The organism is Pseudomonas sp. TE3728 (assembly GCF_056279145.1).
Map to the genome: position 1 here is coordinate 1,873,901 of NZ_JBWBQT010000001.1, position 24,671 is coordinate 1,898,571.

General features: G+C 59.9%; 18 protein-coding genes and 4 tRNA genes. 2 read left to right on the forward strand and 20 right to left on the reverse strand.

Annotation, left to right across the window (positions count from 1 at the left end):
- Window positions 1-146: 146 nt before the first annotated feature.
- The 9 genes from ACZ89R_RS07930 to leuC all read right to left on the reverse strand — a co-directional run bounded on the left by ACZ89R_RS07930 (window position 147) and on the right by leuC (window position 11,411).
- The gene (locus ACZ89R_RS07930; RefSeq protein WP_429378867.1) at window positions 147-767 is read right to left on the reverse strand and encodes a phosphoribosylanthranilate isomerase; all 621 of its coding nucleotides are present in this window, start codon (window positions 765-767) and stop codon (window positions 147-149) included.
- 63 nt (window positions 768-830) lie between these two features.
- Window positions 831-1,655, reverse strand: coding sequence for a tRNA pseudouridine(38-40) synthase TruA (gene truA / locus ACZ89R_RS07935; protein ID WP_032830732.1), 825 nt, complete (start codon window positions 1,653-1,655; stop codon window positions 831-833).
- A gap of 343 nt (window positions 1,656-1,998) precedes the next feature.
- Window positions 1,999-4,641 carry a FimV/HubP family polar landmark protein gene (locus ACZ89R_RS07940; RefSeq protein ID WP_429546126.1) on the reverse strand — a complete coding sequence of 881 codons (2,643 nt, stop codon included), beginning with the start codon at window positions 4,639-4,641 and terminating at the stop codon, window positions 1,999-2,001.
- Between the two features lie 208 nt (window positions 4,642-4,849).
- Window positions 4,850-5,860 (reverse strand): aspartate-semialdehyde dehydrogenase, encoded by a 1,011-nt coding sequence (locus ACZ89R_RS07945; RefSeq protein WP_429546125.1) that lies wholly within the window; start codon window positions 5,858-5,860, stop codon window positions 4,850-4,852.
- A 248-nt stretch (window positions 5,861-6,108) separates the two neighbouring features.
- Window positions 6,109-7,221, reverse strand: coding sequence for an aspartate-semialdehyde dehydrogenase (gene asd / locus ACZ89R_RS07950; RefSeq protein ID WP_008075929.1), 1,113 nt, complete (start codon window positions 7,219-7,221; stop codon window positions 6,109-6,111).
- A 67-nt stretch (window positions 7,222-7,288) separates the two neighbouring features.
- On the reverse strand, window positions 7,289-8,371 hold the full coding sequence (gene leuB / locus ACZ89R_RS07955) for a 3-isopropylmalate dehydrogenase (RefSeq protein WP_008007203.1): 1,083 nt from the start codon (window positions 8,369-8,371) through the stop codon (window positions 7,289-7,291).
- A 59-nt stretch (window positions 8,372-8,430) separates the two neighbouring features.
- The gene (locus ACZ89R_RS07960) at window positions 8,431-9,198 is read right to left on the reverse strand and encodes a class I SAM-dependent methyltransferase (protein ID WP_429378860.1); all 768 of its coding nucleotides are present in this window, start codon (window positions 9,196-9,198) and stop codon (window positions 8,431-8,433) included.
- A gap of 138 nt (window positions 9,199-9,336) precedes the next feature.
- Window positions 9,337-9,981, reverse strand: a complete 645-nt coding sequence (gene leuD / locus ACZ89R_RS07965; protein ID WP_007905962.1) for a 3-isopropylmalate dehydratase small subunit — start codon at window positions 9,979-9,981, stop codon at window positions 9,337-9,339.
- An 11-nt stretch (window positions 9,982-9,992) separates the two neighbouring features.
- Window positions 9,993-11,411: a 3-isopropylmalate dehydratase large subunit gene (leuC, locus tag ACZ89R_RS07970; protein ID WP_429546124.1), complete on the reverse strand. Its 1,419-nt coding sequence runs from the start codon at window positions 11,409-11,411 to the stop codon at window positions 9,993-9,995.
- 319 nt (window positions 11,412-11,730) lie between these two features.
- Between leuC and ACZ89R_RS07975 the strand changes: the two genes are divergently transcribed.
- Both ACZ89R_RS07975 and ACZ89R_RS07980 read left to right on the forward strand, forming a co-directional pair.
- Window positions 11,731-12,621, forward strand: coding sequence for a LysR family transcriptional regulator (locus ACZ89R_RS07975; RefSeq protein ID WP_007905966.1), 891 nt, complete (start codon window positions 11,731-11,733; stop codon window positions 12,619-12,621).
- 84 nt (window positions 12,622-12,705) lie between these two features.
- Window positions 12,706-15,984 carry a PAS domain S-box protein gene (locus tag ACZ89R_RS07980; RefSeq protein ID WP_429546123.1) on the forward strand — a complete coding sequence of 1,093 codons (3,279 nt, stop codon included), beginning with the start codon at window positions 12,706-12,708 and terminating at the stop codon, window positions 15,982-15,984.
- Between the two features lie 123 nt (window positions 15,985-16,107).
- Here the strand turns inward: ACZ89R_RS07980 and ACZ89R_RS07985 are convergent, their stop codons facing one another.
- The 11 genes from ACZ89R_RS07985 to uvrB form a co-directional block, all read right to left on the reverse strand.
- Entirely contained in the window at window positions 16,108-16,554 is a 447-nt protein-coding gene (locus ACZ89R_RS07985) for an Hsp20 family protein (RefSeq protein WP_038980071.1), read from the reverse strand.
- Between the two features lie 130 nt (window positions 16,555-16,684).
- Window positions 16,685-17,644 (reverse strand): tRNA dihydrouridine synthase, encoded by a 960-nt coding sequence (locus ACZ89R_RS07990; RefSeq protein WP_123498692.1) that lies wholly within the window; start codon window positions 17,642-17,644, stop codon window positions 16,685-16,687.
- 193 nt (window positions 17,645-17,837) lie between these two features.
- Window positions 17,838-18,275 carry an acyl-CoA thioesterase gene (locus ACZ89R_RS07995; RefSeq protein WP_429546122.1) on the reverse strand — a complete coding sequence of 146 codons (438 nt, stop codon included), beginning with the start codon at window positions 18,273-18,275 and terminating at the stop codon, window positions 17,838-17,840.
- Between the two features lie 48 nt (window positions 18,276-18,323).
- Complete coding sequence (locus tag ACZ89R_RS08000; RefSeq protein WP_123498688.1) at window positions 18,324-19,157, reverse strand: alpha/beta fold hydrolase; 834 nt, start codon at window positions 19,155-19,157, stop codon at window positions 18,324-18,326.
- A gap of 30 nt (window positions 19,158-19,187) precedes the next feature.
- Complete coding sequence (locus tag ACZ89R_RS08005) at window positions 19,188-19,727, reverse strand: TetR/AcrR family transcriptional regulator (protein ID WP_429437232.1); 540 nt, start codon at window positions 19,725-19,727, stop codon at window positions 19,188-19,190.
- 184 nt (window positions 19,728-19,911) lie between these two features.
- A tRNA-Glu gene (locus tag ACZ89R_RS08010) sits at window positions 19,912-19,987 on the reverse strand.
- A gap of 80 nt (window positions 19,988-20,067) precedes the next feature.
- A tRNA-Ala gene (locus ACZ89R_RS08015) sits at window positions 20,068-20,143 on the reverse strand.
- 53 nt (window positions 20,144-20,196) lie between these two features.
- A tRNA-Glu gene (locus ACZ89R_RS08020) sits at window positions 20,197-20,272 on the reverse strand.
- Window positions 20,273-20,351: 79 nt separating this feature from the next.
- Window positions 20,352-20,427, reverse strand: a tRNA-Ala gene (locus tag ACZ89R_RS08025).
- 191 nt (window positions 20,428-20,618) lie between these two features.
- Entirely contained in the window at window positions 20,619-22,100 is a 1,482-nt protein-coding gene (gene gltX / locus ACZ89R_RS08030; protein ID WP_429546121.1) for a glutamate--tRNA ligase, read from the reverse strand.
- Window positions 22,101-22,352: 252 nt separating this feature from the next.
- Window positions 22,353-24,368: an excinuclease ABC subunit UvrB gene (uvrB, locus tag ACZ89R_RS08035; protein ID WP_008007189.1), complete on the reverse strand. Its 2,016-nt coding sequence runs from the start codon at window positions 24,366-24,368 to the stop codon at window positions 22,353-22,355.
- Between the last annotated feature and the right edge of the window lie 303 nt (window positions 24,369-24,671).

Sequence of the window (24,671 nt, forward strand, 5' to 3'; positions counted from 1 at the left end):
GTTCGCAGCCCCGCGTATGCCCTTGAGCTAAATTCATATGTGTGGCGATGATCGACGGGCTGCCGGATCAGCGAGATGTGACCTGCGTACAACCCCAAATATCCTCAGCCATGCCTGTGGACGGCGGCAGTGTGCCAGCCGTCACATCAAGCCCCAACAACCGCTTTGATGAATGCCTGAATCTTTGCGTGATCCTTGATGCCCTTGCTCGCCTCTACCCCACCACTGACGTCCACCGCGTAAGGCCGAACCCGGGCAATCGCCTCTGCGACGTTGTCCGGTGTCAAGCCGCCCGCCAGGATGATCGGCTTGCTCAGGCCTTGCGGTATCAGAGACCAGTCGAACGCTTCACCGGTTCCCCCGGGAACGCCTTCGACGTACGTATCGAGCAGGATCCCGCTGGCACTGGCGTAGGCATCGCAAGCCGCTGCGATGTCATCACCGGCCTTGACCCGCAACGCCTTGATATACGGCCGGTGCCAGCTTTCACAGTCGGCCGCGGTCTCGTCACCATGGAACTGCAACAGGTCCAGCGGCACGGCATCGAGGATTTCCCCCAACTCGCAGCGGCTGGCATTGACGAACAAACCCACGGTGGTCACGAACGGCGGCAAGGCCTTGATGATCGCCCTCGCCTGCTGGAACGTCACGGCCCGCGGGCTTTTGGCGTAGAACACAAATCCGATGGCATCGGCCCCGGCCTCGACCGCCGCCAACGCATCCTCTATGCGGGTAATCCCACAAATTTTGCTGCGAACGGCTGACATGTCGATAGAACCTCAGGACAAATCCGGGAAAGTCCCGGATGGTAACAAAAGCGTTTGAGGGCGTCAGCCGTCAAGTTCCGAGAAGCCGGTAAGGAAGTGTGGGCCGATGTAACGCTCAGGTAATTCGAACTCGTCGCGGTACTCGACCTGGACCAGGTACAGACCGAACGGATGGGCCGTTACCCCGCCGGAACGACGGATACGACTTTCCAGGACTTCCTTCATCCACTCCACGGGACGCTCGCCAGCGCCGATGGTCATCAGAACTCCGGCGATGTTGCGCACCATGTGATGCAGGAACGCACTGGCGCGGATATCCAGCACGATCATTTTGCCATGGCGCGTGACGCGCAGGTGATGCAGCTCCTTGATCGGCGACTTGGCCTGGCACTGACCGGCGCGGAATGCACTGAAGTCGTGGGTACCGACCAGATACTGAGCGGCTTCAGACATGCGCTCGACGTCCAGCGGGCGGTGGTTCCAGGTAATTTCATCGTTCAGGTGCGCCGGACGGATCTGATCGTTGTAGATCACGTAGCGATAGCGCCTGGCGATCGCCTTGAACCGCGCATGAAAATGCGCCGGCATGACCTTCGCCCAACTGACGCTGACGTCGTGGGGCAAGTTGATATTGGCGCCCATCACCCAGGCCTTCATCGAACGCTCGACCTGGGTATCGAAATGCACCACCTGACCGCAGGCATGCACCCCGGCATCAGTGCGCCCGGCGCAGAGCAGCGACACCGGTGAGTCGGCGACTTTGGACAAGGCCTTTTCAAGGGTTTCCTGCACCGTGAGCACACCGGAGGCCTGGCGCTGCCAGCCGCGATAGCGCGAACCTTTGTATTCAACGCCCAACGCGATCCGGAAAAAGCCGTCGGCCGCCATTTCGGCGGCCGGATTATCTATATTTGCCAAGGGGTGACAGCCTGCTGATCTGCGCAAAGGCATGCATTATAAGGCTGTCGGGCGGGGACGCCAGAGCTGCGTGATCTTCGTGCCCCATCCAATCAGTGCAATGCCGGGTTTGATGTTGAACGGGATGCCCTCATCGCGAGCAGGCTCGCTCCCACATTTGATCGGGGTTGTTCGCCTCGTGTGTGCCTGGCACCAAACCCTGTGGGAGCGAGCCTGCTCGCGATGGCGGTATAGCTGACGTCAATGCATCAGCACCCAAACAAAAACGGCAGCCTCACAGGGCTGCCGTTTTATTTACACCTTTATCGATCACTCATGCCAGACGCGAGAGCATTTCCTTGGCTTCGCTCTTCTGACCGGCATCGCCCTCGGTCACCACCTCATTGAGGATGTCCCGAGCGCCGTCGCTGTCGCCCATGTCGATGTAGGCCTGGGCCAGATCGAGTTTGGTAGCGACCTCATCGGTGCCGGAGAGGAAATCGAAGTCCGGCTCATCGGCCGCGGAGGCCAAAGCGTCTTCCTCGGTGAAGCTAGGCTCACCGAGGCTCTGGGACAGACGATCCAGCTCCGCATTGACGTCGTTGAGCTCACTTTCGAAGGCATCAGGCTGATCCAGGGCAGTGGCGTCCATTTCATCGGCCAGTGACAGGTCGAAATCCGCAGGTAACTCCAGGTCGTCGAGCGTCGGCTCGGTCACGGGAGCCGCCTCGGCGACAGGCAAATCCTTGAGATCTTCATCCAGACTCAGCAGGAAGTCATCTTCGGCCAGCGTTGCCGGCGAGGCGTCGCCGCCCAGATCCATGTCCAGGTCGAAGACCGACAGATCGTCGAGGTTTTCCTTGATTTCAGTCTGTTGCTGCAACACCGACTCAAAGCTCAGATCATCGTCCAGCGGGAATTCGTCCAATTCAGCCAGCTCTTCTGGTGCGGGTGCGGGTGCGGGCGTTGGCTCCACCTCCGGCTCCGCAGCAACAACTGGCGCGATCGGCGTAGCCGCCTCCAGATCGTCCAGGCTCAGATCGAAGGCGCTGTCGAAGTCGGACAACGCCGGCTCCGGGGCTTGCGGCTCGTCCAGCAGCAGGTCCTTGACGTATTGTGCGTCCAGCTCGGCAGCGATGGCGGCGGCAGCCAGACCGCTGGCCGCCACAACAACCATGGCCGGAAAGCGGCTTTTCAACTCTTCAACCCGGGCGAAGTTATCGCCGTTGGCCACCAGTTGACGCTCTTGAGCGACGAACGCATCGCGATCGCCCTGCTGACCGTAGACTTCCATCAGTTTCAAGCGCAGGTCACTGCGTTGCGGCTCTTGTTTGATCGCGTCTTCCAGCAATGCGGCGGCCTGATTCAGACGACCGCCTGCAATGTGCGACTGTGCCTGAGCCAGTACGTCGTCGGAACGGTCGGAACGCTCGGCGGCAGGCGATACCAATGGCGCAGCGATCGGCGGCGTCACCACAACCGGAGCAATCACCGGGGCCGGCGCGGGTGCAGGCGTTGGCGCGGTCGCAAGTTTCACGCTCGGCGGCGGAACTTCCAGGCCTTCGAAGCTGCTTGGCGGCAGATCCTGATCGACGGAGAACTCTTGCTCCTCCTCCAAGGCACGGGCCATGCGCAGATGCTTCTCGGCTTCTTGCTGAGCCTTACGACGACGGGCCAGCAACAGCAGCAAGAGCAGCAGCACCACCGCACCGCCACCCACCAGACCCAGCAGGATCGGATTGGTCAGCAGCTCGTTGAATTTCTGATCATCGGGTGTTGGCTCGACAACTGGCGCCGGAACGACTTCTGGTGCGGCAGCCTCTGGCGCAGGGACCGGAGCCGCGTCCGCAGGCGTTGCCGCAGGGCTGGCCGCCAGCTCAGCCGACATCGCCGGAGCGCTCGAAGCCGATGCATCCGCGCCGCCTTCGGCCTGCAACTTGGCCAATTGATTGTTCTTCAGTTCGATCAGGCGTTGCAGCTTGTCCAGCTGACTTTGCAGATCGCTCATGCGGCTTTTCAGTTCGGCGTTGTCACGACGAGTCGCGTCTAGGCTTTCCTCGGTAACAGCCAGCTTATCGCTTAACGCTTTCGCATCACCGGCGGCGCCTTTGCCGCCCTTGCCGGTGTCGGCAGACACCAGGCTCAGTTTGTCTACGGCAGGTTGCGATGACGCACCTTCACCGCGAGCGCGTTTGGTGGCGTCGAGTTGCTGCTGACCGGTTCCCGGCTTCGCCACGTAGCGACGGCCCTGACGCCACGCGGTGTTCTGCGCGGCGACCTCAGCGATGGCCTTGGGCTGTGGCAGGTTGGTGCTCTGCACCTGATCAGGCAGACGCAGCACCTGGCCGGTTTTCAGTCGATTGATGTTGCCGTCGATGAACGCATCCGGGTTCAGCGCCTGGATGGCGAGCATGGTCTGCTGGATCGAACCACCGTTACGCGCCTTCGCGGCGATCTCCCACAGGGTATCGCGCGGCGTGGTGGTGTATTGCGACGATTTGGTCGCGCCAGTGACTGGCGCAGTCACCGTTTGGGCTGGCGCTGGTTGCGCGGCGGCATCGGCGGTCTGCGGCGAGAATTTGGACGGATCGAGCAGCACGCTGTAGTCGCGTAGCAAACGACCGTTGGGCCACATCACCTGAACCAGGAATTTCACCATCGGTTCGGACAGCGGTTTGCTGGACGTGACGCGCAAGATGCTTTTGCCGCTGGCGTTAAGCACCGGGGTGAAGGTCAGGTCATTGAGAAATGCCTGACGATCGACACCGGCCTTGGCGAAATCTTCGGGCGAGGCCAGGCTCGGCACCACTTCGGCAGCCGTGAGGTCCTTGACGTCGAGCAACTCGATTTCTGCGACCAGAGGCTGGTTCAGCGTCGATTTCAGGGTCAATTCCCCGAGCCCGAGGGCATGCGCCATACCGGAGGACAGCGCCGAGGCGGCCGCTATTGCTAACACCAGTTTGCGAACTTGAACCATAACCTCTTCCTTTGTTTGAACATTCCTCGGCCAGCGAGAAGGTGTTGATTGCCGCTGCCGTAAGGCATTGCGCGCGACGGCGAAGGGTCGTCGCGCGCGATCATTTCATTCATGCAATGGGAAGCCCTGCGGGGTGGCTCACCTTAAGCATTCCGGCCAAGCATGACACTCGACCGGAATCATTCGATAAATTGTTGCCAAGTATCTTTTACAGCAGGTCTTTTATCAACAATTCAGCCACCTGCACAGCATTGAGCGCGGCGCCTTTGCGTACGTTATCTGACGTCAGCCACACATTAAGTTCCGCCGGGTCGTCGATCCCGCTGCGAACCCGACCAACGTAAACCACGTCCTGCCCTACTGCATCGCCTACCGGGGTCGGGTAATCACCCGCCTCGATCAGTTCGATACCGGGCGCCGCTTCCAGAGCTGCGTTGACTTTCGCCAGATCGACAGCGCTCGATGACTGCAAGGTCACGCTAAAGCTATCGCCGAAAAACACCGGAGCTTGAATGCAAGTGACGGAAATCTTTAATGACGGCAGCGCCATGACCTGACGCAATTCGCGCACCAGGCGTTTTTCCAGCAACGTATGGCCTTGATCATCAGGCTTACCGACTTGCGCCAGCAGGTTGAAAGCCATCTGCCGATCGAAGAACGCCGGCTCCAGCGGACGCACGTTAAGCAGCTCGGCGGTTTGCCGGGCCAGCTCAGTGACCGCTTCGCGGCCTTGGGCAGAGACCGCCAGACATGCCGTCAGGCTGATGCGCTGCAGGTCGAGCAAACCGAGCAACGGCGCCAGCACCACCGCCAGCGTCGCGGCCGAAGGGCTTGGGCTGCTGACCTGGAAGGGCTTTTTCAGACCGGCCAGAATTTCAGCGTTGGCCTCAGGCACCACTTGCGGCGCCTGATCAGCCGGCAAGGCGCCGGACAGGTCGATCAGAGAGCAACCGGCGGCCGTGGCACGCGGAGCGAAACTGAGGGTCACCGCCGGGCCGGCGGCAAAGAACACCAACTGGACTTTGCTGAAATCGAACTCATCGACTTCCCTCACCCGCACGTTCTTGCCGCGAAACGGCACCGAATGACCGGCCGATTCACTGCTCGCCAGCAGGTGCAGGTTACCGACGGGAAAGTCCCGCTCTTCGAGAATCTGGACGAGTGTTTCGCCGACAGTACCGGTGGCGCCGATCACGGCAATATCAAAGGACTGGCTCATGGTTCTACCTCTGGCGAAACGGGGGGAGCGGCACTTTACCGGGTGGCTGGCAGTGAGGCAATTCGACGGGGGATTTGATCATTCCCACGCTCTGCGTGGGAATGCCGCCATGGACGCTCTGCGTCCGCCGTTGAGACAGTGACGCGGAGCGTCACGGGATGCATTCCCACGCAGAGCGTGTGAACGATCGGCGGGAACAAAAAACCCGCACCTCTTTCAAGGCGCGGGTTCTTCATTACTTCAACAGATCAACGCTCAAGCAGAATCCGCAGCATGCGACGCAGCGGTTCGGCCGCGCCCCACAGCAGTTGGTCGCCGACGGTGAAGGCACCGACGAACTGCGACCCCATGTTCAGCTTGCGCAAACGGCCGACCGGCACGTTCAGGGTACCGGTAACCTTTGTAGGGCTCAGCTCCTGCATGCTGATTTCGCGGTTGTTCGGCACCAGCTTGACCCAAGGGTTGTGCTGGCTGATCAGCCCTTCGATGTCGGCGATCGGCACGTCTTTGTTCAGCTTGATGGTCAGCGCCTGGCTGTGGCAACGCATGGCGCCGATGCGCACGCAGATGCCGTCCACCGGGATCGGGCTCTTGAAGCGACCGAGGATCTTGTTGGTCTCGGCCTGGGCCTTCCACTCTTCGCGGCTCTGACCGTTCGGCAGTTCCTTGTCGATCCACGGGATCAGGCTGCCGGCCAGCGGTACGCCAAAGTTTTCGGTCGGGTACGCGTCGCTGCGCATGGCTTCGGCAACACGGCGATCGATGTCGAGAATGGCGCTGGCCGGGTCGGCCAGTTGATCGGCGACAGCGGCGTGGGTCACACCCATTTGCTTGATCAGTTCACGCATGTGCTGCGCGCCGCCACCGGAGGCCGCCTGATAAGTCATGGCGCTCATCCACTCGACCAGACCGGCTTCAAACAGGCCACCCAGACCCATCAGCATCAGGCTGACGGTGCAGTTGCCGCCGATGTAGTTCTTGGTGCCCGCGTCGAGCTGCTGGTCGATGACCTTGCGGTTCACCGGGTCCAGCACGATCACCGCGTCATCCTGCATGCGCAGGCTGGAAGCGGCGTCGATCCAGTAACCCTGCCAGCCGGCTTCGCGCAGCTTCGGGAAAACTTCGCTGGTGTAGTCACCACCCTGGCAGGTCAGAATCACGTCGAGGGTTTTCAGCTCTTCAATGCTGTAAGCGTCCTTGAGCGGAGCAATGTCCTTACCCACGGACGGGCCTTGGCCACCGACATTGGAAGTGGTGAAAAACACCGGCTCGATAAGATCGAAATCCTGCTCTTCCAGCATCCGCTGCATGAGCACGGAACCGACCATACCGCGCCAACCGATCAGACCTACACGTTTCATCGCAACTACACCTTCTTAAAAGTGGGCCGCTGCTTTCATGGTTGAAAGTTGCAGCGGGCCAAAGAGATTACAGATTCCGCAGCGCGGCGACTACTGCATCGCCCATTTCCTGCGTACCGACCTTGGTGCAACCGGCCGACCAGATGTCGCCCGTGCGCAGGCCCTGATCCAATACCAGGCTCACGGCCTTCTCGATAGCATCGGCCGCATCCTGCAGATTGAAGCTGTAACGCAGCATCATCGACACCGACAAAATGGTCGCCAACGGGTTGGCAATGCCCTTGCCAGCGATGTCTGGCGCCGAACCGTGGCACGGCTCGTACATGCCTTTGTTGTTGGCATCCAGCGACGCCGACGGCAGCATGCCGATCGAACCGGTGAGCATCGACGCTTCGTCGGAAAGAATGTCGCCGAACAGGTTGTCGGTGACGATCACGTCGAATTGCTTCGGTGCACGCACCAGTTGCATGGCGGCGTTGTCGACGTACATGTGGCTCAGTTCGACGTCCGGGTAGTCCTTGGCCACTTGCTCGACGACTTCACGCCACAGTTGGCTGGACGCCAGCACGTTGGCTTTGTCCACCGAGCACAGCTTCTTGCCGCGCACGCGGGCCATGTCGAAACCGACACGGGCGATACGGCGGATTTCGGTCTCGCTGTACGGCAGGGTGTCGTAGGCCTGACGCTCGCCGTTTTCCAGTTCACGCACGCCGCGTGGCGCGCCGAAGTAGATGCCGCCGGTCAGCTCACGGACGATCAGGATGTCCAGACCCGCGACGATTTCCGCCTTCAGGCTGGAAGCCTCGGCCAGTTGCGGGTACAGGATCGCCGGACGCAGGTTGCCGAACAGACCCAGCTGCGCACGGATTTTCAGCAGGCCGCGCTCAGGGCGGATATCACGCTCGATGGTGTCCCATTTCGGGCCGCCCACGGCGCCCAGCAATACCGCATCGGCGGCACGGGCACGGGCCAGGGTTTCGTCGGCCAGCGGCACGCCGTGCTTGTCGATGGCGGCGCCACCGATCACGTCATGACTCAGTTCGAAGCCCAGGCTGTACTTGTCGTTCGCCAGCTCCAGCACCTTGACTGCTTCGGCCATGATTTCCGGGCCAATACCGTCACCCGGGAGAATCAGAATCTGCTTGCTCATGCTTTCCTCATGTCATCAGTCGGCACGCCCGCAGGCGTACCCGGAAAAAGTCTTGGCGCTTATCGTTCAGCCATCAGCACCAGCACATCGGTACTGAACGAGCCATCGGCCTCAATCTCAAAATATTCGCGAACTTCATTGCCCATCGATTGCTGCAACTCGCGGATTGCCGCGCGCATCACCTGCGGCGTGCGCATGCGCTCAACCCAGGACGTGTACTCCAGACGCAGCCGTTGGCGCGTGGTGCTGCGAGTATGCAACCCCGCTTCGCTGACCTGACGCAACCACTCGCCAGCAGAATAATCGCGCACGTGGCTGGTGTCGCGCAGCACTTCGACGCTTTGCAGGTAAGTGTCGAATAACGGGCTGCCCGGCGACAACACATCGATGAACGCCGCCACCCCACCCGGCTTCAGCACCCGGCGAACTTCGCGCAGGGCCAGTCCGAGATCGCTCCAATGGTGCGCTGAATAGCGGCTGAAAACGAAATCGAACTCGCCATCGGCGAACGGCAGGCGCTCGGCGGCACCGAGTACGGTGGACACGTTGCTCAAGCCCCGATCGACGGCAGCAACGGCGACCACGTCGAGCATCTGTTGAGACAGGTCGTAAGCCACCACTTCCTTGACCAGCGAAGCCACGTGAAAACTCACATGACCGGCGCCGCAACCGAGGTCGAGCACGCGAGCATCGCCCTGCCCCGCCAGTTCAGCCTGTAGCAGCGCGAATTCAGTGCCTTGAGCGTGTACGGCGCTGCTCAGATAGGCCGAGGCCTGTTCACCGAATTGCTTTTGTACTACCTGACTGTGCTGGGCGGTGCTGGTCACGGGGACTTCCTTTTGGGAATGAGTCTTGTGGTGTCTGTGCGGGCCTCTTCGCGGGCAAGCCTCGCTCCTACAGGGGAATGCAGTTCAACCGTAGGAGCGAGGCTTGCCCGCGAAGGCGTCATCGAGCCTTACGCAAAATCACGCATCACGAAACAACCACGGCTGGCTCGCACGGTGTTTGGCTTCAAACGTGGCAATCGCTTCGTGGTCCTGCAAGGTCAGGCCGATATCGTCCAGGCCATTGAGCAGGCAGTGCTTGCGGAACGCGTCAATCTCAAAACTCAACACCTTGCCATCCGGACGGGTCACGGTCTGGGCTTGCAGATCAACCTGCAATTGATAGCCCGGAGTCGCCTCAACCTGCTGGAACAGCTCATCAACCTCAGCGTCGCTCAAGATGATCGGCAGCAAGCCGTTCTTGAAGCTGTTGTTGAAGAAGATGTCGGCGTAGCTCGGCGCGATGATGCTGCGGAAACCGTACTCTTCCAGCGCCCACGGCGCGTGCTCGCGGCTGGAGCCGCAACCGAAGTTTTCGCGGGCCAGCAACACACTGGCGCCTTGATAACGTTCGGCGTTGAGGACGAAGTCCTTGTTCAACGGACGCTTGGAGTTGTCCTGATACGGCTGCCCGACATCCAGGTAACGCCACTCATCGAACAGGTTCGGGCCGAAACCGGTACGCTTGATCGACTTCAAGAACTGCTTCGGAATGATCTGGTCGGTGTCGACGTTGGCACGATCCAAAGGCGCGACAAGACCAGTGTGCTGGGTAAAAGCTTTCATGCTGCGCTCCTTTAGATCAATTCACGGACGTCGACGAAACGACCGTTCACCGCGGCGGCGGCGGCCATGGCCGGGCTGACGAGGTGCGTACGGCCACCGGCGCCCTGACGGCCTTCGAAGTTACGGTTGGAGGTCGACGCGCAATGCTCGCCCGACTCCAAACGGTCCGGGTTCATCGCCAGGCACATCGAGCACCCCGGCTCGCGCCATTCAAAACCGGCCTCGAGGAAAATCTTGTCCAGGCCTTCGGATTCGGCCTGAGCCTTCACCAACCCCGAACCCGGCACCACGATGGCCTGCTTGATAGTCGAAGCCACTTTGCGGCCCTTGGCGATCACGGCGGCGGCGCGCAGGTCTTCGATCCGCGAGTTGGTGCAGGAGCCAATGAATACGCGGTCCAGCTGAATGTCGGTGATCGCCTGATTGGCGGTCAAACCCATGTACTTCAAGGCGCGTTCGATGGAGCCACGCTTGACCAGATCCATTTCCTTCGCAGGATCGGGAACGTTCTGATCGACAGCCAAGACCATCTCAGGCGAGGTACCCCAGCTGACTTGCGGCTTGATCTGAGTGGCATCGAGCTCGACGATGGTGTCGAACTTGGCATCCGCGTCAGAGACCAGGTCTTTCCAGGCCTCGACAGCCAAGTCCCATTCCGCGCCTTTCGGAGCAAATGGACGGCCCTTGACGTAAGCCACGGTTTTTTCGTCGGAGGCCACCAGGCCTACACGAGCGCCGGCCTCGATCGCCATGTTGCAAATGGTCATGCGGCCTTCAACGGACAAGTCGCGAATCGCGCTACCGGCGAATTCGATGGCGTGGCCATTACCGCCGGCGGTGCCGATTTTGCCGATCACTGCGAGGACGATGTCCTTGGCGGTCACGCCGAACGGCAATTGGCCTTCGACGGACACCAGCATGTTCTTCATCTTTTTCGCGACCAGGCACTGAGTGGCGAGCACGTGCTCGACCTCGGAAGTGCCGATACCGTGAGCCAGGGCACCAAACGCGCCGTGGGTCGAGGTGTGGGAGTCGCCGCAAACCACGGTCATGCCCGGCAAGGTGGCGCCCTGCTCCGGGCCAATGACGTGGACGATGCCTTGGCGAACATCATTCATCTTGAATTCGACGATGCCGTACTCGTCACAGTTATCGTCGAGGGTCTGAACCTGCAAACGCGAGACCTGGTCGACAATCGCTTCGATGCCGCCCTTGCGCTCCGCAGTCGTCGGAACGTTGTGGTCCGGGGTCGCGATGTTGGCATCGATGCGCCAAGGCTTGCGCCCGGCCAGACGCAGGCCTTCGAAGGCTTGCGGCGAGGTCACTTCGTGGATGATGTGACGATCGATGTAGATCAGCGCCGAGCCATCGTCGCGCTGCTTGACCAAATGCGAATCCCAGAGCTTGTCGTAGAGCGTTTTGCCGGCCATCAGACGGTTTCCTCATCAGCTTGTTTCTATGCCGGAGAGGTCTGTGTAGCGAGTTCTGTTAGGTCAACTTCGGCGCCGGAAGCCCATATCCTGCGTTGCTGCTCCTCGCCATAGCCAGCTATGACTCGTCGCAGCTCCTTGGCTATGAACTTCCGGCATCCGAATTTGACCCAACAAACTCGACACAGACCTCCGGGTCTTGAGCAATTTCAATAACCCCTTGGCTTGTGAGGTCGATCCTAGGGGGTTACATTAAATAACTCAAATTCATATTTTTCATGCTTTGCATAACCATCTGGAATACAACTGAGACATCATCATGGACCTCGCCAACCTCAATGCTTTTATCGCGATTGCCGAGACTGGAAGCTTCTCCGGCGCTGGCGAACGGCTGCACCTGACACAACCCGCCATCAGCAAGCGCATCGCCGGCCTGGAGCAGCAATTGAAGGTGCGGCTGTTCGATCGACTGGGCCGGGAAGTCAGCTTGACCGAAGCCGGTCGCGCGCTGCTGCCACGGGCCTATCAGATCCTCAATGTACTGGATGACACCCGCCGCGCCCTGACCAACCTGACCGGCGAAGTCTCCGGTCGTCTGACATTGGCCACCAGTCATCACATCGGCCTGCACCGTTTACCGCCCTTATTAAGGGAGTTCACCCGACGTTACCCACAAGTGGCGCTGGATATTCAGTTCCTCGATTCGGAAGTGGCTTACGAAGAAATCCTCCATGGCCGCGCCGAACTGGCGGTAATCACTCTTGCACCGGAGCCCCATGCACTGGTCAAGGCCACGCCGGTGTGGGACGACCCGCTGGATTTCGTGGTCGCCCCAGAGCATTCGCTGATCGCTAACGGTCCGGTCAGCCTGGCGGATATTGCCCTGCACCCCGCGGTTTTCCCCGGTGGCAACACCTTTACCCACCACATCGTGCAGCGCCTGTTCGAGGCCCAGGGCCTGACGCCGAACATCGCCATGAGCACGAATTATCTGGAAACCATAAAAATGATGGTCTCGATCGGCCTCGCCTGGAGCGTTTTGCCGCGCACCATGCTGGACGATCAAGTGGCGCGCATACCTTTGCCGGGCATACAGCTCACTCGCCAGCTAGGCTATATCCTGCACACCGAACGGACGCTGTCGAACGCGGCACGGGCCTTCATGGCTCTGCTGGATGCACAAATCGATCAGCCAGGGACTCGCGGCTAAGCTGTGCTTCTTCTTTTTGTGCTACGCCTATAGAGCCCCAAAACCCTGTGCCTAACGCCCAATTCAGCCCAAGGCCTGTTATCCATGCCCAAATCTGTTGAACGTATGCCGCCGATGCCGCGAATTCAGGCACTTGACCCCAAACGGTCCGAGCAGAGCTGGGAAAGCGCCCCGCAGTTGCTGGCAGCCCTCAACGGCGCCCGGCTGGGCGCCTGGTATTGGGACATCGAGCGGGGGCAGATCAGTTGGTCTCGGGGTACTCAGGCGTTGTTCGGCTTCGATCCCCGACAACCGCTGCCGGAAGATCTGGAATACCTCGACCTGCTGCCTCAGGAGGATCGGGCGAAAGCCATCCGCGCCTTCAATGCAGTGATCGCCGGCGCCCCGCTGGAGCAGGCGATGCACCACCGTATCCGCTGGCCCGACGGCAGTCTGCACTGGCTGGAAATCAACGGCAGCCTGCTGCCGGACAAAAACGGCCGGCCACGAATGATAGGGGTCATTCGTGAAATCACCCATCAGCGCCAGCGCGAACAGGCACTGAGCAGCTCGGAAAAGCGCTTCGCCACACTGTTTCACCTGTGCCCGAACATGGTCCTGCTGACCCGTCAGGAAGACGGCTTGATCAGCGAAGCCAACCAGTATTTCGAAAGCCTGTTCGGCTGGCCGGTGCAAGACGCCATCGGCCGAACCACGCTGGAACTGGGCCTTTGGGTCAATCCGGAACAACGGGTGCAACTGGTCAAGGCCACCAAAGCCAAAGGCGAGCTGATCAACATGGAGGTGCAATTTCGCGCCAGCAATGGGCAGGTTCACGACGGCATCCTCAGTGCGCAAAAGGTCGAACTCGAAGGCCAGCCTTACCTGCTGAGCACGTTCCTCGACACCACCGAACGTAAAATTGCCGAGCACGCCCTCAAAGACAGCCAGGAACGCCTCGACCTGGCCCTGGACTCGGCGCAACTCGGCACCTGGGACTGGCACATTCCCAGCGGCATGCTTTACGGCTCGGCGCGGGCCGCCCAGTTACATGGGCTGGACCCCAAACCCTTCCATGAATCCTTCGATGCGTTTTTCGAAGGCGTGCCCGGCGAAGAACGCGACACCATGCGTGATGCCTACCGCAGCCTGCGCGAAGGCCCGGCCGGCAATTACCAGCTGACTTACCGCGTGCAGCTAATGGATGGCAGCTCGCGCTACCTGGAAAGCCGCGCCAGACTCTACCGCGATGAACAGGGCAACCCGCTGCGCATGGCCGGCACGCTGCTGGACATCACCGATCAGGTGGAGCGCGAACAGCAACTGGTGGCGTCGGAAGAGAAATTCGCCACCTTGTTCCAGGTCAGCCCGGACCCGATCTGCGTCACGCGCCAAGACACCGGCCATTTTATCGAGATCAACTCCAGCTTTACTCAAACGTTCGGCTGGAGCACCGTCGACGTGATTGGCCGCAGCGCCGACGAAATCGGCCTGTGGGACGCTTCGGCGAAGAGCCTGCAAAGGATCGAGCGGGTCATCCGCGAACAGGGCCTGAACAATGTGGCGATCATCGTCCAGCACAAGGACGGGCAGTCCCTGACTTGCGTGATATCGAGCCGGCAGATCAGCGTCGGCGACCAACCTTGCATCGTCACCACCCTGCGCGACATCACCCAGCAGCAACGCTCGGAAGCGGCGCTCAAGGCCAGCGAGGAGAAGTTCGCCAAGGCCTTCCACTCAAGCCCCGACGCCATCACCATTACCGAGCGCGACACCGGACGCTACCTGGAAGTTAATGACGGCTTTTGTCGCCTGACTGGCTATCGCGCCGATGAAGTGATCGGCCGCACGGTGTATCAGGTGGGCATCTGGGCCGAAGAGAAACAACGCTCGGCGCTGCTGGCGGAGCTACAGATCAAGGGCCGGGTTCATCATCAGGAAATGCTCGGGCGCAACAAACGCGGCGAGTTGTTGACCGTCGAAGTCTCGGTGGAGCCGATCACCCTCAACGAAATCGCGTGCCTGCTGCTGACTGCCCGGGACGTCAGTTTGCTGAAAAATGCCGAAGCACAGATCCGTCACCTGGCCTACCACGACCCATTGACCAACCTGCCCAACCGCGCCCTGTTGATGGATCGCCTGAGCCAGCAGATCGCCCTGCTCAAACGCCACAACCTGCGTGGCGCGCTGATGTTCCTCGATCTCGACCACTTCAAGCACATCAACGACTCCCTCGGTCACCCGGTGGGCGATACGGTGCTGAAGATCATCACTGCGCGCCTTGAAGCCAGCGTGCGCATGGAAGACACCGTCGCGCGCCTGGGCGGTGACGAATTCGTGGTGCTGCTCAGCGGCCTGGAAGGTTCGCGCAGCGATGTCAGCGCTCAGGTCCGGGAATTGGCGGACACCTTGCGCGAACTGCTGTCCGAACCGATGTTCCTCGACGGACAGCGCCTGCAAGTAACACCGAGCATCGGCATCGCGCTGATCCCCGACCACGGCTCGACCCCGACCGATCTGCTCAAACGCGCCGATATCGCCCTCTACCGCGCCAAGGATTCAGGCCGCAACACCACGCAGATGTATCACAACACTATGCAGAAGGCCGCCAGCGAACGCCTGCGCATGGAAACCGACCTGCGCCTTGCCCTTTCCCGGGGTGAGTTCAGCGTGCAATACCAACCGCAGGTGGACGCTCGCAACAACCGTATTACCGGCGCAGAAGCCTTGGTACGCTGGCACCATCCGCAACTGGGCGCGCAATCGCCCACCGAGTTCATCAAGGTGCTGGAAGACAGCGGGCTGATTCTGGAAGTCGGCACGTGGATCCTTGACGAAGCCTGCGCGGCCTTCAAACATCTGGTCGCCAAGGGCCTGATCAATCCGCTCGACTTCAGCCTGTGCGTGAACATCAGCCCCCGGCAATTCCGTCAGAACGATTTCGTCGAACGTATCGAGCACAGCCTCGGCAGCCATGACCTGCCCTGCTCGTTGCTGAAACTGGAAATCACCGAAGGCATCGTCATCCAGAACCTGGACGACACCATCAGCAAAATGCGGCGCCTGAAAAAACTCGGCGTGAGCTTTGCCATGGACGATTTCGGTACCGGTTATTCCTCGCTGACCTACCTCAAGCGCCTGCCGGTAGACACCCTGAAAATCGATCAGTCGTTCATCCGCGACGCCACCACCGACCCCAACGATGCCGAAATCATTCGCGCCATCGTCGCCATGGCCCGCAGTCTGGAGTTGGAAGTCATCGCCGAAGGGGTGGAAACCCTGGAGCAACTGGCGTTTTTGCAGGGGCTGGGCTGCCATTTGTATCAAGGGTATTTGCACAGCCGGCCGTTGCCGGTGGAGGAGTTTCAGAAACTGTTGAAATAAGGCGATGCAGCAACTGCCGAGCCGCTGCGTTCGGCTGTAGCAGCTGCCGAGCCTGCAAGGCTGCAGCTACAAATGGGCACAAAAAAGGGCGCCAGTGTATGGCGCCCTTTTTGTTGCTTTGACTCAGTGCTGCAGAGCCGGTTTTTCCGTCCCGTTGATCGGGATGCGCTTGGCTTTCGCCTCTTCCGGAATCACGCGCAGCAGGTCAATGCTCAACAAACCGTTGCGCAGTTCGGCGGCCTTGATTTCAATGTGGTCCGCCAGACGGAACGACAGTTTGAAGGCACGCTGAGCGATGCCTTGGTACAGATAGGTGACGTTTTCGTCCGCGTCACGTTTACCGCCACTGATGGTCAGCACACCTTTCTCCACTTGCAGGTCCAGGTCTTCTTCCTGGAAACCGGCGGCCGCTACGACAATGCGGTATTGGTCATCACCGTATTTTTCAACGTTGTAGGGTGGATAGGTGCTGCCTGGCTCATTGCGCAGGGCGGTTTCGAACAGGTCGTTGAAACGGTCGAAACCTACCGAGGAACGGAACAGTGGGGCCAGGGAAAATGCAGTACTCATGATTCAAATCTCCTGAACATAATCAGCAAGTTTTTTTGTCTCCGCGACCCGAATTCGGCATCGCGTAATCCTTAGATAAGGATCGCTGATTGCTTTTCAAGAGATTATTTTCAGATTTTTTTAAGTAGATTCAGGCCGCTTCAGACACCTGCAAACCCAGTAAACGCGAGACATTATCCAGTTCGGTCTCACGACGCAGGACGGTGAACAGCTCTACGGCTTCGGGATAATTGCGGGTCAGCATCGCCAGCCACTGCTTCAAGCGACCCGGCGATTGACGTGGGGTCATCTGCGCTTTGGCTTGCAGCCAGAAGTCTTGAATCAGCGGCAGCAGCTCGGCCCAGGTCATCTCAACGACGTCTTCACCGGCGCGGGCGGCGGCGATTTGCCGGGCCAGATCCGGACGCGATACCAGACCACGACCGAGCATGATGTCTTCGACGCCGCTGATCTCGCGGCAACGACGCCAGTCCTCGACGCTCCAGATGTCGCCGTTGGCAAACACCGGCACCTTGACCACGTCCTGCACCCGAGGGATCCATTCCCAGTGAGCCGGCGGCTTGTAGCCATCGGTCTTGGTCCGCGCGTGGACCACGATGTGCGCCGCCCCGCCTTCAGCCAGGGCCGTGGCGCAGACCAGCGCACCGTCCGGGCTGTCGAAACCGAGGCGCATCTTGGCGGTCACCGGAATGTGCGCGGGTACGGCACGACGGACATGTTCGACGATTTGGTTGAGCAGTTCAGGCTCTTTGAGCAGCACCGCGCCGCCACGGGATTTGTTGACGGTCTTGGCCGGACAGCCGAAGTTCAAGTCAATGACTTCGGAACCCAACTCGCAGGCCAGTGCGGCGTTTTCCGCCAGGCACACCGGATCGGAGCCGAGCAGTTGCACCCGCAGCGGCACGCCGGAGGCGGTTCGGGCGTTGGTCAGCAGTTCCGGGCCGAACTTGTGGTAATAGGCAGGTGTGAGCAGTTGATCGTTGATCCGAATGAATTCGGTCACGCACCAATCGATACCGCCCACACGGGTCAGCACGTCCCGCAGGATGTTGTCGACCAACCCCTCCATGGGCGCCAAAGCAATTTGCATGAAAAACACACTCAACGAAAAACGTGCGGCAGTTTACTGGGTTTCGCCTGCTAAACCCATGCCCACGTAGGAGCTGCCGAAGGCTGCGATCTTTTGATTTTGCTCTTTCCGGGCTCGCTGAAAATAAAGATCAAAAGATCGCAGCCTTCGGCAGCTCCTACAGGGGGATTGCATTTCCAAAGTGATAGGGATTTCAGGTCGTTGGCTGCAACGCAGGACCATAGCCCTCGATAAACTCCGCCGGCATGCGCTTGGGCTTGCCGGTCGACAGTTCGATGCACACGAAAGTGGTTTGCGCCCGCAGTAACGTCGCGTTGTCGCTGGGGCGCTTCAATTGAAAGTGTCGGGTCATTTTCAGGCGCTGGTCCCAATCGACGATCCAGGTTGCCAGTTGCAGTTCGTCGCCCTCATAGGCCGCAGCCAGGTAATCGATCTCGTGCCGTACCACCGCCATCGCCCGGTCCAGCCGCCGGTATTCGACCAGATCCAGGCCCAGCCGCTGCGAGTGGCGCCAGGCGCAACGCTCGAGCCAGGTCACGTACACAGCGTTGTTCGCATGGCCCAACCCGTCGATATCCTCGGCGCCCACTTCCAGATCAATGATAAACGGCGTTGCCCGATCCCAGCCCATGCCCCACTCCTGGTCAGATTATTTCGACCGGGGCAGTGTAACGGATGCTCAGGCCGATTGGCGCGATTGCAGACTGCGACCGGCCAGCAGCGAAAGAACGCCGTCGATCACCCGAGGATCGGCCAGCACTCGCTGATGCCCGCCCTCTTCCAGGCGCAACAGACGGCTGTCGAACCAGGCTTCGTGGATCAACTGGGATTCCTTGACCGGAACAAAGTTGTCGTCCTCGGCATGGACGATCAGCCCCGGCATGTCGAGCTGATAGTGCGCGACATCCAGTGCAGCGGCACGCATGCCGACGTCTTTCTCGACCTGGCGAATAAACGCCGAACGCGCTTTGGGTGGCAGGCGCACATAGCGTGCGAACCCACGCAGTACCCCGAGAATTCGCGCCGGGGCGGCGATCGAGACCAGGGTTTCGGTGCGCAAGCCCAACTGAACTGCGAGCATGGCACTGGCGCCACCCATGGAGTGTCCGATGACCGCTTGCAGCGGCGGTAACTCAGCGGCCGCCTCGAGCATAGCCCGGGCGAACAGCACCACATTTGCTTCGCGACCAGGTGAGCGACCGTGAGCCGGGCCGTCCAGGGCAACCACGGTGTAACCGGCATCGACCAGCGCGGTGATCAGCGCGGCAAACTGTGTCGGCCGGCCCTCCCAGCCGTGCATCAACAACACCGCCGGCCCTTGCCCCCAACGCAACGCGGAGAGGCCGAAGCGCAAGGTGATCCGTTCGGATTTCGCCAGCAGCGGCAATTCCCAATCACGCGGCGGCAATTCCCTCGGAGTCATGAACGCCAGGCGCATCTTGCTCGCCACCAACTGCGGCGCGAACCAGCCCAAGGTGCCATTAACGCCACGAACCCAGCTCAACGTGTTCATCGCTCATCTCCTCAGGCTGGCGCCTTCAGGTCATAGCACCGCCGACTTGGCGGCGCGCAGTAATCGATCGGACAACTCTCCTGGCCCCAGCGCCCGCGCCAGAGCCAAACCACCGACCATCAAGGCCATGTCGGCCAAGGCTTTGTCGGCCTCTTCCGGGCTGGCCGCTAACTGCGCGACCATCAACTCAATATGCTCATTCAATGCCACACGAAATTCGTCCGGCAGACGGCCCAGCTCACCGACCGATGCCGGAATCGGACATGCCTGCTCGATGGAATCACGGTGTTTGCGCGACAGGTAGAACGCTGCAACCAACGCGCGACGCTCTTCGCCGGTCAACTCGGCATCCATGTCGGCGATCAAGCCACGACGATGGCTGAGTAGCTGCTTGAATGCTTCCAGCATCAACGCGTCCTTGCTTTCGAAGTGCGCGTAGAAGCCGCCGACCGTCAGGCCGGCCGCGCCCATCACTTCGCCCACGCTCGGCTCGGCCGGGCCGCGCTGAATCAGCGCTGCACTGGCAGCCTTGAGGATGCGTTCGCGGGTTTGAGCTTTTTTATCGTTCATCGTTGCCTCCGAATATTACGACTAGAATATTATTCTCATAATAATTTTCCGCAAGTCGTGGATGCGACCGCTGGTCTGAAGAACAGTTTTTTGAGGAAAACGGAGAATTGGCCAAACGCCAGACAAACAAAAGGGCCATTCAATAATTGAATGACCCTTAAAAATCCCGCAGAGCGGGTAATCGTGGCGTCCCCTAGGGGACTCGAACCCCTGTTACCGCCGTGAAAGGGCGGTGTCCTAGGCCACTAGACGAAGGGGACACAAACCCTTCTATACAACAGATCAGTGCTGAGAGCTGATCGATTCAAGGCCGGTGTGGCCAGACCTTGAACTGTAAAATTGGTGGAGCTAGACGGGATCGAACCGTCGACCTCTTGCATGCCATGCAAGCGCTCTCCCAGCTGAGCTATAGCCCCGGATTTTTCGCCTCGCGGCGGAGCGACATCTTGCGACATCGCTTCTGTAAAACTGGCGTCCCCTAGGGGACTCGAACCCCTGTTACCGCCGTGAAAGGGCGGTGTCCTAGGCCACTAGACGAAGGGGACGCAAACCCTTCTATACAACTGATCAACGCTGAGTGTTGATCGCTTCAAGGCCGGTGTGGCCAGACCTTGAAGTGTAAATTGGTGGAGCTAGACGGGATCGAACCGTCGACCTCTTGCATGCCATGCAAGCGCTCTCCCAGCTGAGCTATAGCCCCTCATCGCTGAGGACGGGGCGAATCTTAATGGCGCATCGGAAGGCTGTCAAACTTATTTTTAACAATTTCCAAAATTTTTTGCCCACATAACAATCACTTACCGCCCTCCCCTCGAAAAACGGGGGGTGGCGCCGAAGAGCAAGATCAAAAGATCGCAGCCTTCGGCAGCTCCTACACAAGGTTAAACAGCCTTAAGCGATAGCGCCCAGGAGTTTTTCCCACTCCTTGTTTTCCTTCTTCGACACGCCACCCAACAGATCGATAGCCTGGCGCAGACGGAAACGGGTCAGGTCCGGACCGAGGATTTCCATCGCGTCGAGCACCGACACCGAGCTGGCCTGCCCCGTGATCGCGGCGAACATCAGCGGCATGGCATCACGCAGCTTCAACTCCAGGGATTCGACCACCGCCTGAATCGTCGCGGTAATGCTGTCCTTCTCCCACTGACGCAGGCTTTCCAGCTTCCACAGAATCAACTGCATCAACTGACGAACCTGATCGCCCGAGAGCTTCTTGGATTCGAACAGTTTGGCGTCCGGGTTCACGCCACCAGCGAAGAAAAAGCCGGCCAGGGGTGCGACTTGGCTGAAGGTTTCAACCCGGCCCTGCACGTGCGGCGCGATCTTCATCATGTATTCAGGGTTCAGTGCCCACTTTTGCAGACGAGCGGCGAACTCTTCCACCGGCAGGTCACGCAGCCATTGGCCGTTGAGCCACGACAGCTTCTCGATGTCGAAAATCGGCCCGCCGAGAGAGACGCGCTTGAGGTCGAAGTTGTCGACCATTTCCTGCAACGAGAACTTCTCGCGCTCATCCGGCATCGACCAGCCCATGCGGCCCAGGTAGTTGAGCATTGCTTCCGGCATGAAACCCATGCGCTCGTAGAACGTCACCGAGGTCGGGTTCTTGCGCTTGGACAGCTTGCTCTTGTCCGGGTTACGCAGCAGCGGCATGTAGCACAGCTGCGGTTGCTCCCAACCAAAGTATTCGTACAAGAGGATCAGTTTCGGCGCCGAAGGCAGCCATTCTTCACCACGCAAAACGTGGGTGATGCCCATCAAGTGGTCATCGACAACGTTGGCCAGGAAGTACGTCGGCAAGCCGTCGGTCTTCATCAGCACTTGCATGTCCATGCGATCCCACGGGATCTCGACGTCGCCACGCAGCATGTCAGGCACCACGCACACGCCTTCGGTCGGCACTTTCATGCGGATGACGTGTGGCTCGCCAGCGGCCAGACGACGCGCGACTTCTTCCTTGGAGAGCAACAGCGCACGGCCGTCATAACGCGGGGTTTCGCCGCGGGCCATTTGCTCGGCGCGCATCTGGTCCAATTCTTCAGCCGTGCAGAAGCACGGGAAGGCATGACCCAAGTCGACCAATTGCTGGCAGTACTTCTGATAGATATCGCCGCGCTCGCTCTGGCGGTAAGGACCGTGCGGGCCGCCGACGTCCGGGCCTTCGCTCCAGTCGATACCCAACCAGCGCAGGGCGTCGAAAATCTGCTGTTCGGACTCGCGGGTCGAACGCAGTTGGTCGGTATCTTCGATCCGCAGGATGAACTCACCGCCATGCTGCTTGGCAAAGCAGTAGTTGAACAAAGCGATGTAAGCGGTACCTACGTGGGGGTCCCCGGTAGGCGATGGCGCGATGCGAGTGCGGACGGTGGTCATGGCATGTCTCGAAAAGAATAAAAGCGAAGATCAAACAAGAGGCGAATGGTAACAGGCGATAGCCGCCCGGCTCCAGTCAGCAGGGCATATAAGCCAATATTGCATTGGGGGATCAGTTTGGTGGCGATGCTGGAGAAGCTGACTGAATCAGTGCACCCCTGTAGGAGCTGCCGAAGGCTGCGATCTTTTGACCTTGCCTTTAAAAACAAGATCAAAAGATCGCAGCCTTCGGCAGCTCCTACAGGGAGAGCGTCAAACCGCGATCAACCGCTCCCGCAACTTGCCGATTTCGTCGCGCAATTGCGCCGCGGCTTCGAATTCCAGGTCGCGGGCGAGCTGGTACATCTTTTCTTCCAACTGACGAATGCGTTTGCTGATCTCGCTTGGTGAGCGCAGTTCGGCCTCGTACTTGGCACTTTCCTCGGCGGCCTTGGCCATGCCTTTGCGCTTCTTGCTGCGCGAACCCGGCACGACCGCGCCTTCCATAATGTCGGCGACGTCCTTGAACACCCCCTTCGGCGTAATGCCATTGGCCAGGTTGAAGGCGATCTGCTTGTCGCGACGACGCTCGGTCTCGCCGATCGCCCGCTCCATGGAGCCAGTGATGCGATCCGCATACAGAATCGCCCGCCCATTGAGATTGCGCGCCGCTCGGCCAATGGTCTGGATCAGTGAGCGCTCGGAACGCAGGAAACCTTCCTTGTCCGCGTCGAGAATCGCCACCAGCGAGACTTCCGGCATGTCCAGGCCTTCACGCAGCAGGTTGATCCCCACCAGCACATCGAAGACGCCGAGACGCAAGTCACGGATAATTTCGACCCGCTCCACGGTGTCGATGTCCGAGTGCAGATAACGCACGCGCACGCCGTGGTCGGCCAGATAATCGGTCAAATCTTCAGACATGCGCTTGGTCAGCGTGGTGACCAGCACCCGCTCCTCCAGGGCCACACGCTTGGTGATTTCCGAGAGCAAGTCGTCGACCTGAGTCAACGCCGGACGGATTTCGATTTGCGGGTCCACCAGGCCAGTCGGTCGCACCAATTGCTCGACCACTCGGCCGGCGTGCTCCGCCTCATAATTGCCCGGCGTGGCGGAGACAAAAATCGTTTGGGGACTGATGCTTTCGAACTCATCGAAACGCATCGGCCGGTTGTCCAGCGCGGACGGCAGACGGAAGCCGTATTCGACCAGCGTCTCTTTACGGGAACGGTCACCTTTATACATGGCGCCGACTTGCGGCACGCTGACGTGGGATTCGTCGATCACCAGCAAGGCATCCGCCGGCAGGTAGTCGAACAACGTGGGCGGCGCCTGGCCGGATTCACGGCCCGACAGGTAGCGCGAATAGTTTTCGATGCCGTTGCAGTAGCCCAGTTCGAGGATCATCTCCAGGTCGAAACGGGTGCGTTGCTCCAGTCGCTGAGCTTCCACCAGTTTGTTATTGGAGCGCAGGTATTCCAGGCGCTCCTGCAATTCGACCTTGATCCCTTCGGTGGCCTCGAGCAGGGTTTCCCGCGGGGTCACGTAGTGGCTCTTTGGATAGAAGGTGAAACGCGGCAGTTTGCGAATGACTTCACCGGTCAGCGGATCGAAGGCGGACAGGCTCTCCACTTCGTCATCGAACAGCTCGATGCGGATCGCTTCGAAATCGGATTCCGCCGGGTGGATATCGATCACATCGCCGCGCACCCGGAAGGTCGCCCGGGCGAAGTCCATGTCGTTGCGGGTGTATTGCAGGTCGGCCAGCCGACGTAGCAGCGCGCGCTGGTCGAGCTTGTCGCCGCGATCCACGTGCAACACCATCTTCAGATAGGTTTCCGGGCTGCCCAGACCGTAGATGCAGGACACCGTGGTGACGATGATCGCGTCCTTGCGCTCCAGCAGCGCCTTGGTCGCGGACAGGCGCATCTGCTCGATGTGGTCGTTGATCGAGGCATCCTTCTCGATGAAGGTGTCGGATGACGGCACGTAGGCTTCGGGCTGGTAGTAGTCGTAATAAGACACGAAGTATTCAACGGCGTTGTTCGGGAAGAACGCCTTGAATTCGCCATACAACTGCGCGGCCAGGGTCTTGTTGGGCGCCAGCACCAGCGTCGGGCGCTGTATCTGGGCGATCACGTTGGCGATGCTGAAGGTCTTGCCCGAGCCGGTCACACCGAGCAGCGTCTGGTGCGCCAGCCCGGCCTCAATGCCCTCGACCATCAGGCGGATGGCTTCCGGCTGATCGCCGGCGGGCTCGAAGCGGGTGACTAGCTGGAATTCAGACATACATACCTCTGGATTCGCGCCTGCCCGGTCAAACCGGACAGCGACGAAAAAAACCACAAACGACCGATGTCGCCCAAGGAAAAAACTGGATTGTGCTCAATGTGGAGCCGATTGCCATCGCTTTCAAGGCAAACGTCCTACATCGGGTAAAACCTTTGACGACACCACTCGACCCACGATCGAAAAATAATTGGAAAAACTTACGGTAAAAGCCGAATCGCCTGTCGCCATCAATCGCTGATGGCCTCTATACTAGCTCCCCGTTTGTGCACCGCTCTAGTGCATTCGGCTGGAGCGCGACAC

Bases quoted from the DNA above. Each gene is read 5' to 3' on its own strand.
- ACZ89R_RS07930 (WP_429378867.1), bottom strand. From the start codon at position 767: ATGTCAGCCGTTCGCAGCAAAATTTGTGGGATTACCCGCATAGAGGAT.
- truA (WP_032830732.1), bottom strand. From the start codon at position 1,655: ATGGCGGCCGACGGCTTTTTCCGGATCGCGTTGGGCGTTGAATACAAA.
- ACZ89R_RS07940 (WP_429546126.1), bottom strand. From the start codon at position 4,641: ATGGTTCAAGTTCGCAAACTGGTGTTAGCAATAGCGGCCGCCTCGGCG.
- ACZ89R_RS07945 (WP_429546125.1), bottom strand. From the start codon at position 5,860: ATGAGCCAGTCCTTTGATATTGCCGTGATCGGCGCCACCGGTACTGTC.
- asd (WP_008075929.1), bottom strand. From the start codon at position 7,221: ATGAAACGTGTAGGTCTGATCGGTTGGCGCGGTATGGTCGGTTCCGTG.
- leuB (WP_008007203.1), bottom strand. From the start codon at position 8,371: ATGAGCAAGCAGATTCTGATTCTCCCGGGTGACGGTATTGGCCCGGAA.
- leuD (WP_007905962.1), bottom strand. From the start codon at position 9,981: ATGAAAGCTTTTACCCAGCACACTGGTCTTGTCGCGCCTTTGGATCGT.
- leuC (WP_429546124.1), bottom strand. From the start codon at position 11,411: ATGGCCGGCAAAACGCTCTACGACAAGCTCTGGGATTCGCATTTGGTC.
- ACZ89R_RS07975 (WP_007905966.1), top strand. From the start codon at position 11,731: ATGGACCTCGCCAACCTCAATGCTTTTATCGCGATTGCCGAGACTGGA.
- ACZ89R_RS07980 (WP_429546123.1), top strand. From the start codon at position 12,706: ATGCCCAAATCTGTTGAACGTATGCCGCCGATGCCGCGAATTCAGGCA.
- ACZ89R_RS07985 (WP_038980071.1), bottom strand. From the start codon at position 16,554: ATGAGTACTGCATTTTCCCTGGCCCCACTGTTCCGTTCCTCGGTAGGT.
- ACZ89R_RS07990 (WP_123498692.1), bottom strand. From the start codon at position 17,644: ATGCAAATTGCTTTGGCGCCCATGGAGGGGTTGGTCGACAACATCCTG.
- ACZ89R_RS07995 (WP_429546122.1), bottom strand. From the start codon at position 18,275: ATGGGCTGGGATCGGGCAACGCCGTTTATCATTGATCTGGAAGTGGGC.
- ACZ89R_RS08000 (WP_123498688.1), bottom strand. From the start codon at position 19,157: ATGAACACGTTGAGCTGGGTTCGTGGCGTTAATGGCACCTTGGGCTGG.
- ACZ89R_RS08005 (WP_429437232.1), bottom strand. From the start codon at position 19,727: ATGAACGATAAAAAAGCTCAAACCCGCGAACGCATCCTCAAGGCTGCC.
- gltX (WP_429546121.1), bottom strand. From the start codon at position 22,100: ATGACCACCGTCCGCACTCGCATCGCGCCATCGCCTACCGGGGACCCC.
- uvrB (WP_008007189.1), bottom strand. From the start codon at position 24,368: ATGTCTGAATTCCAGCTAGTCACCCGCTTCGAGCCCGCCGGCGATCAG.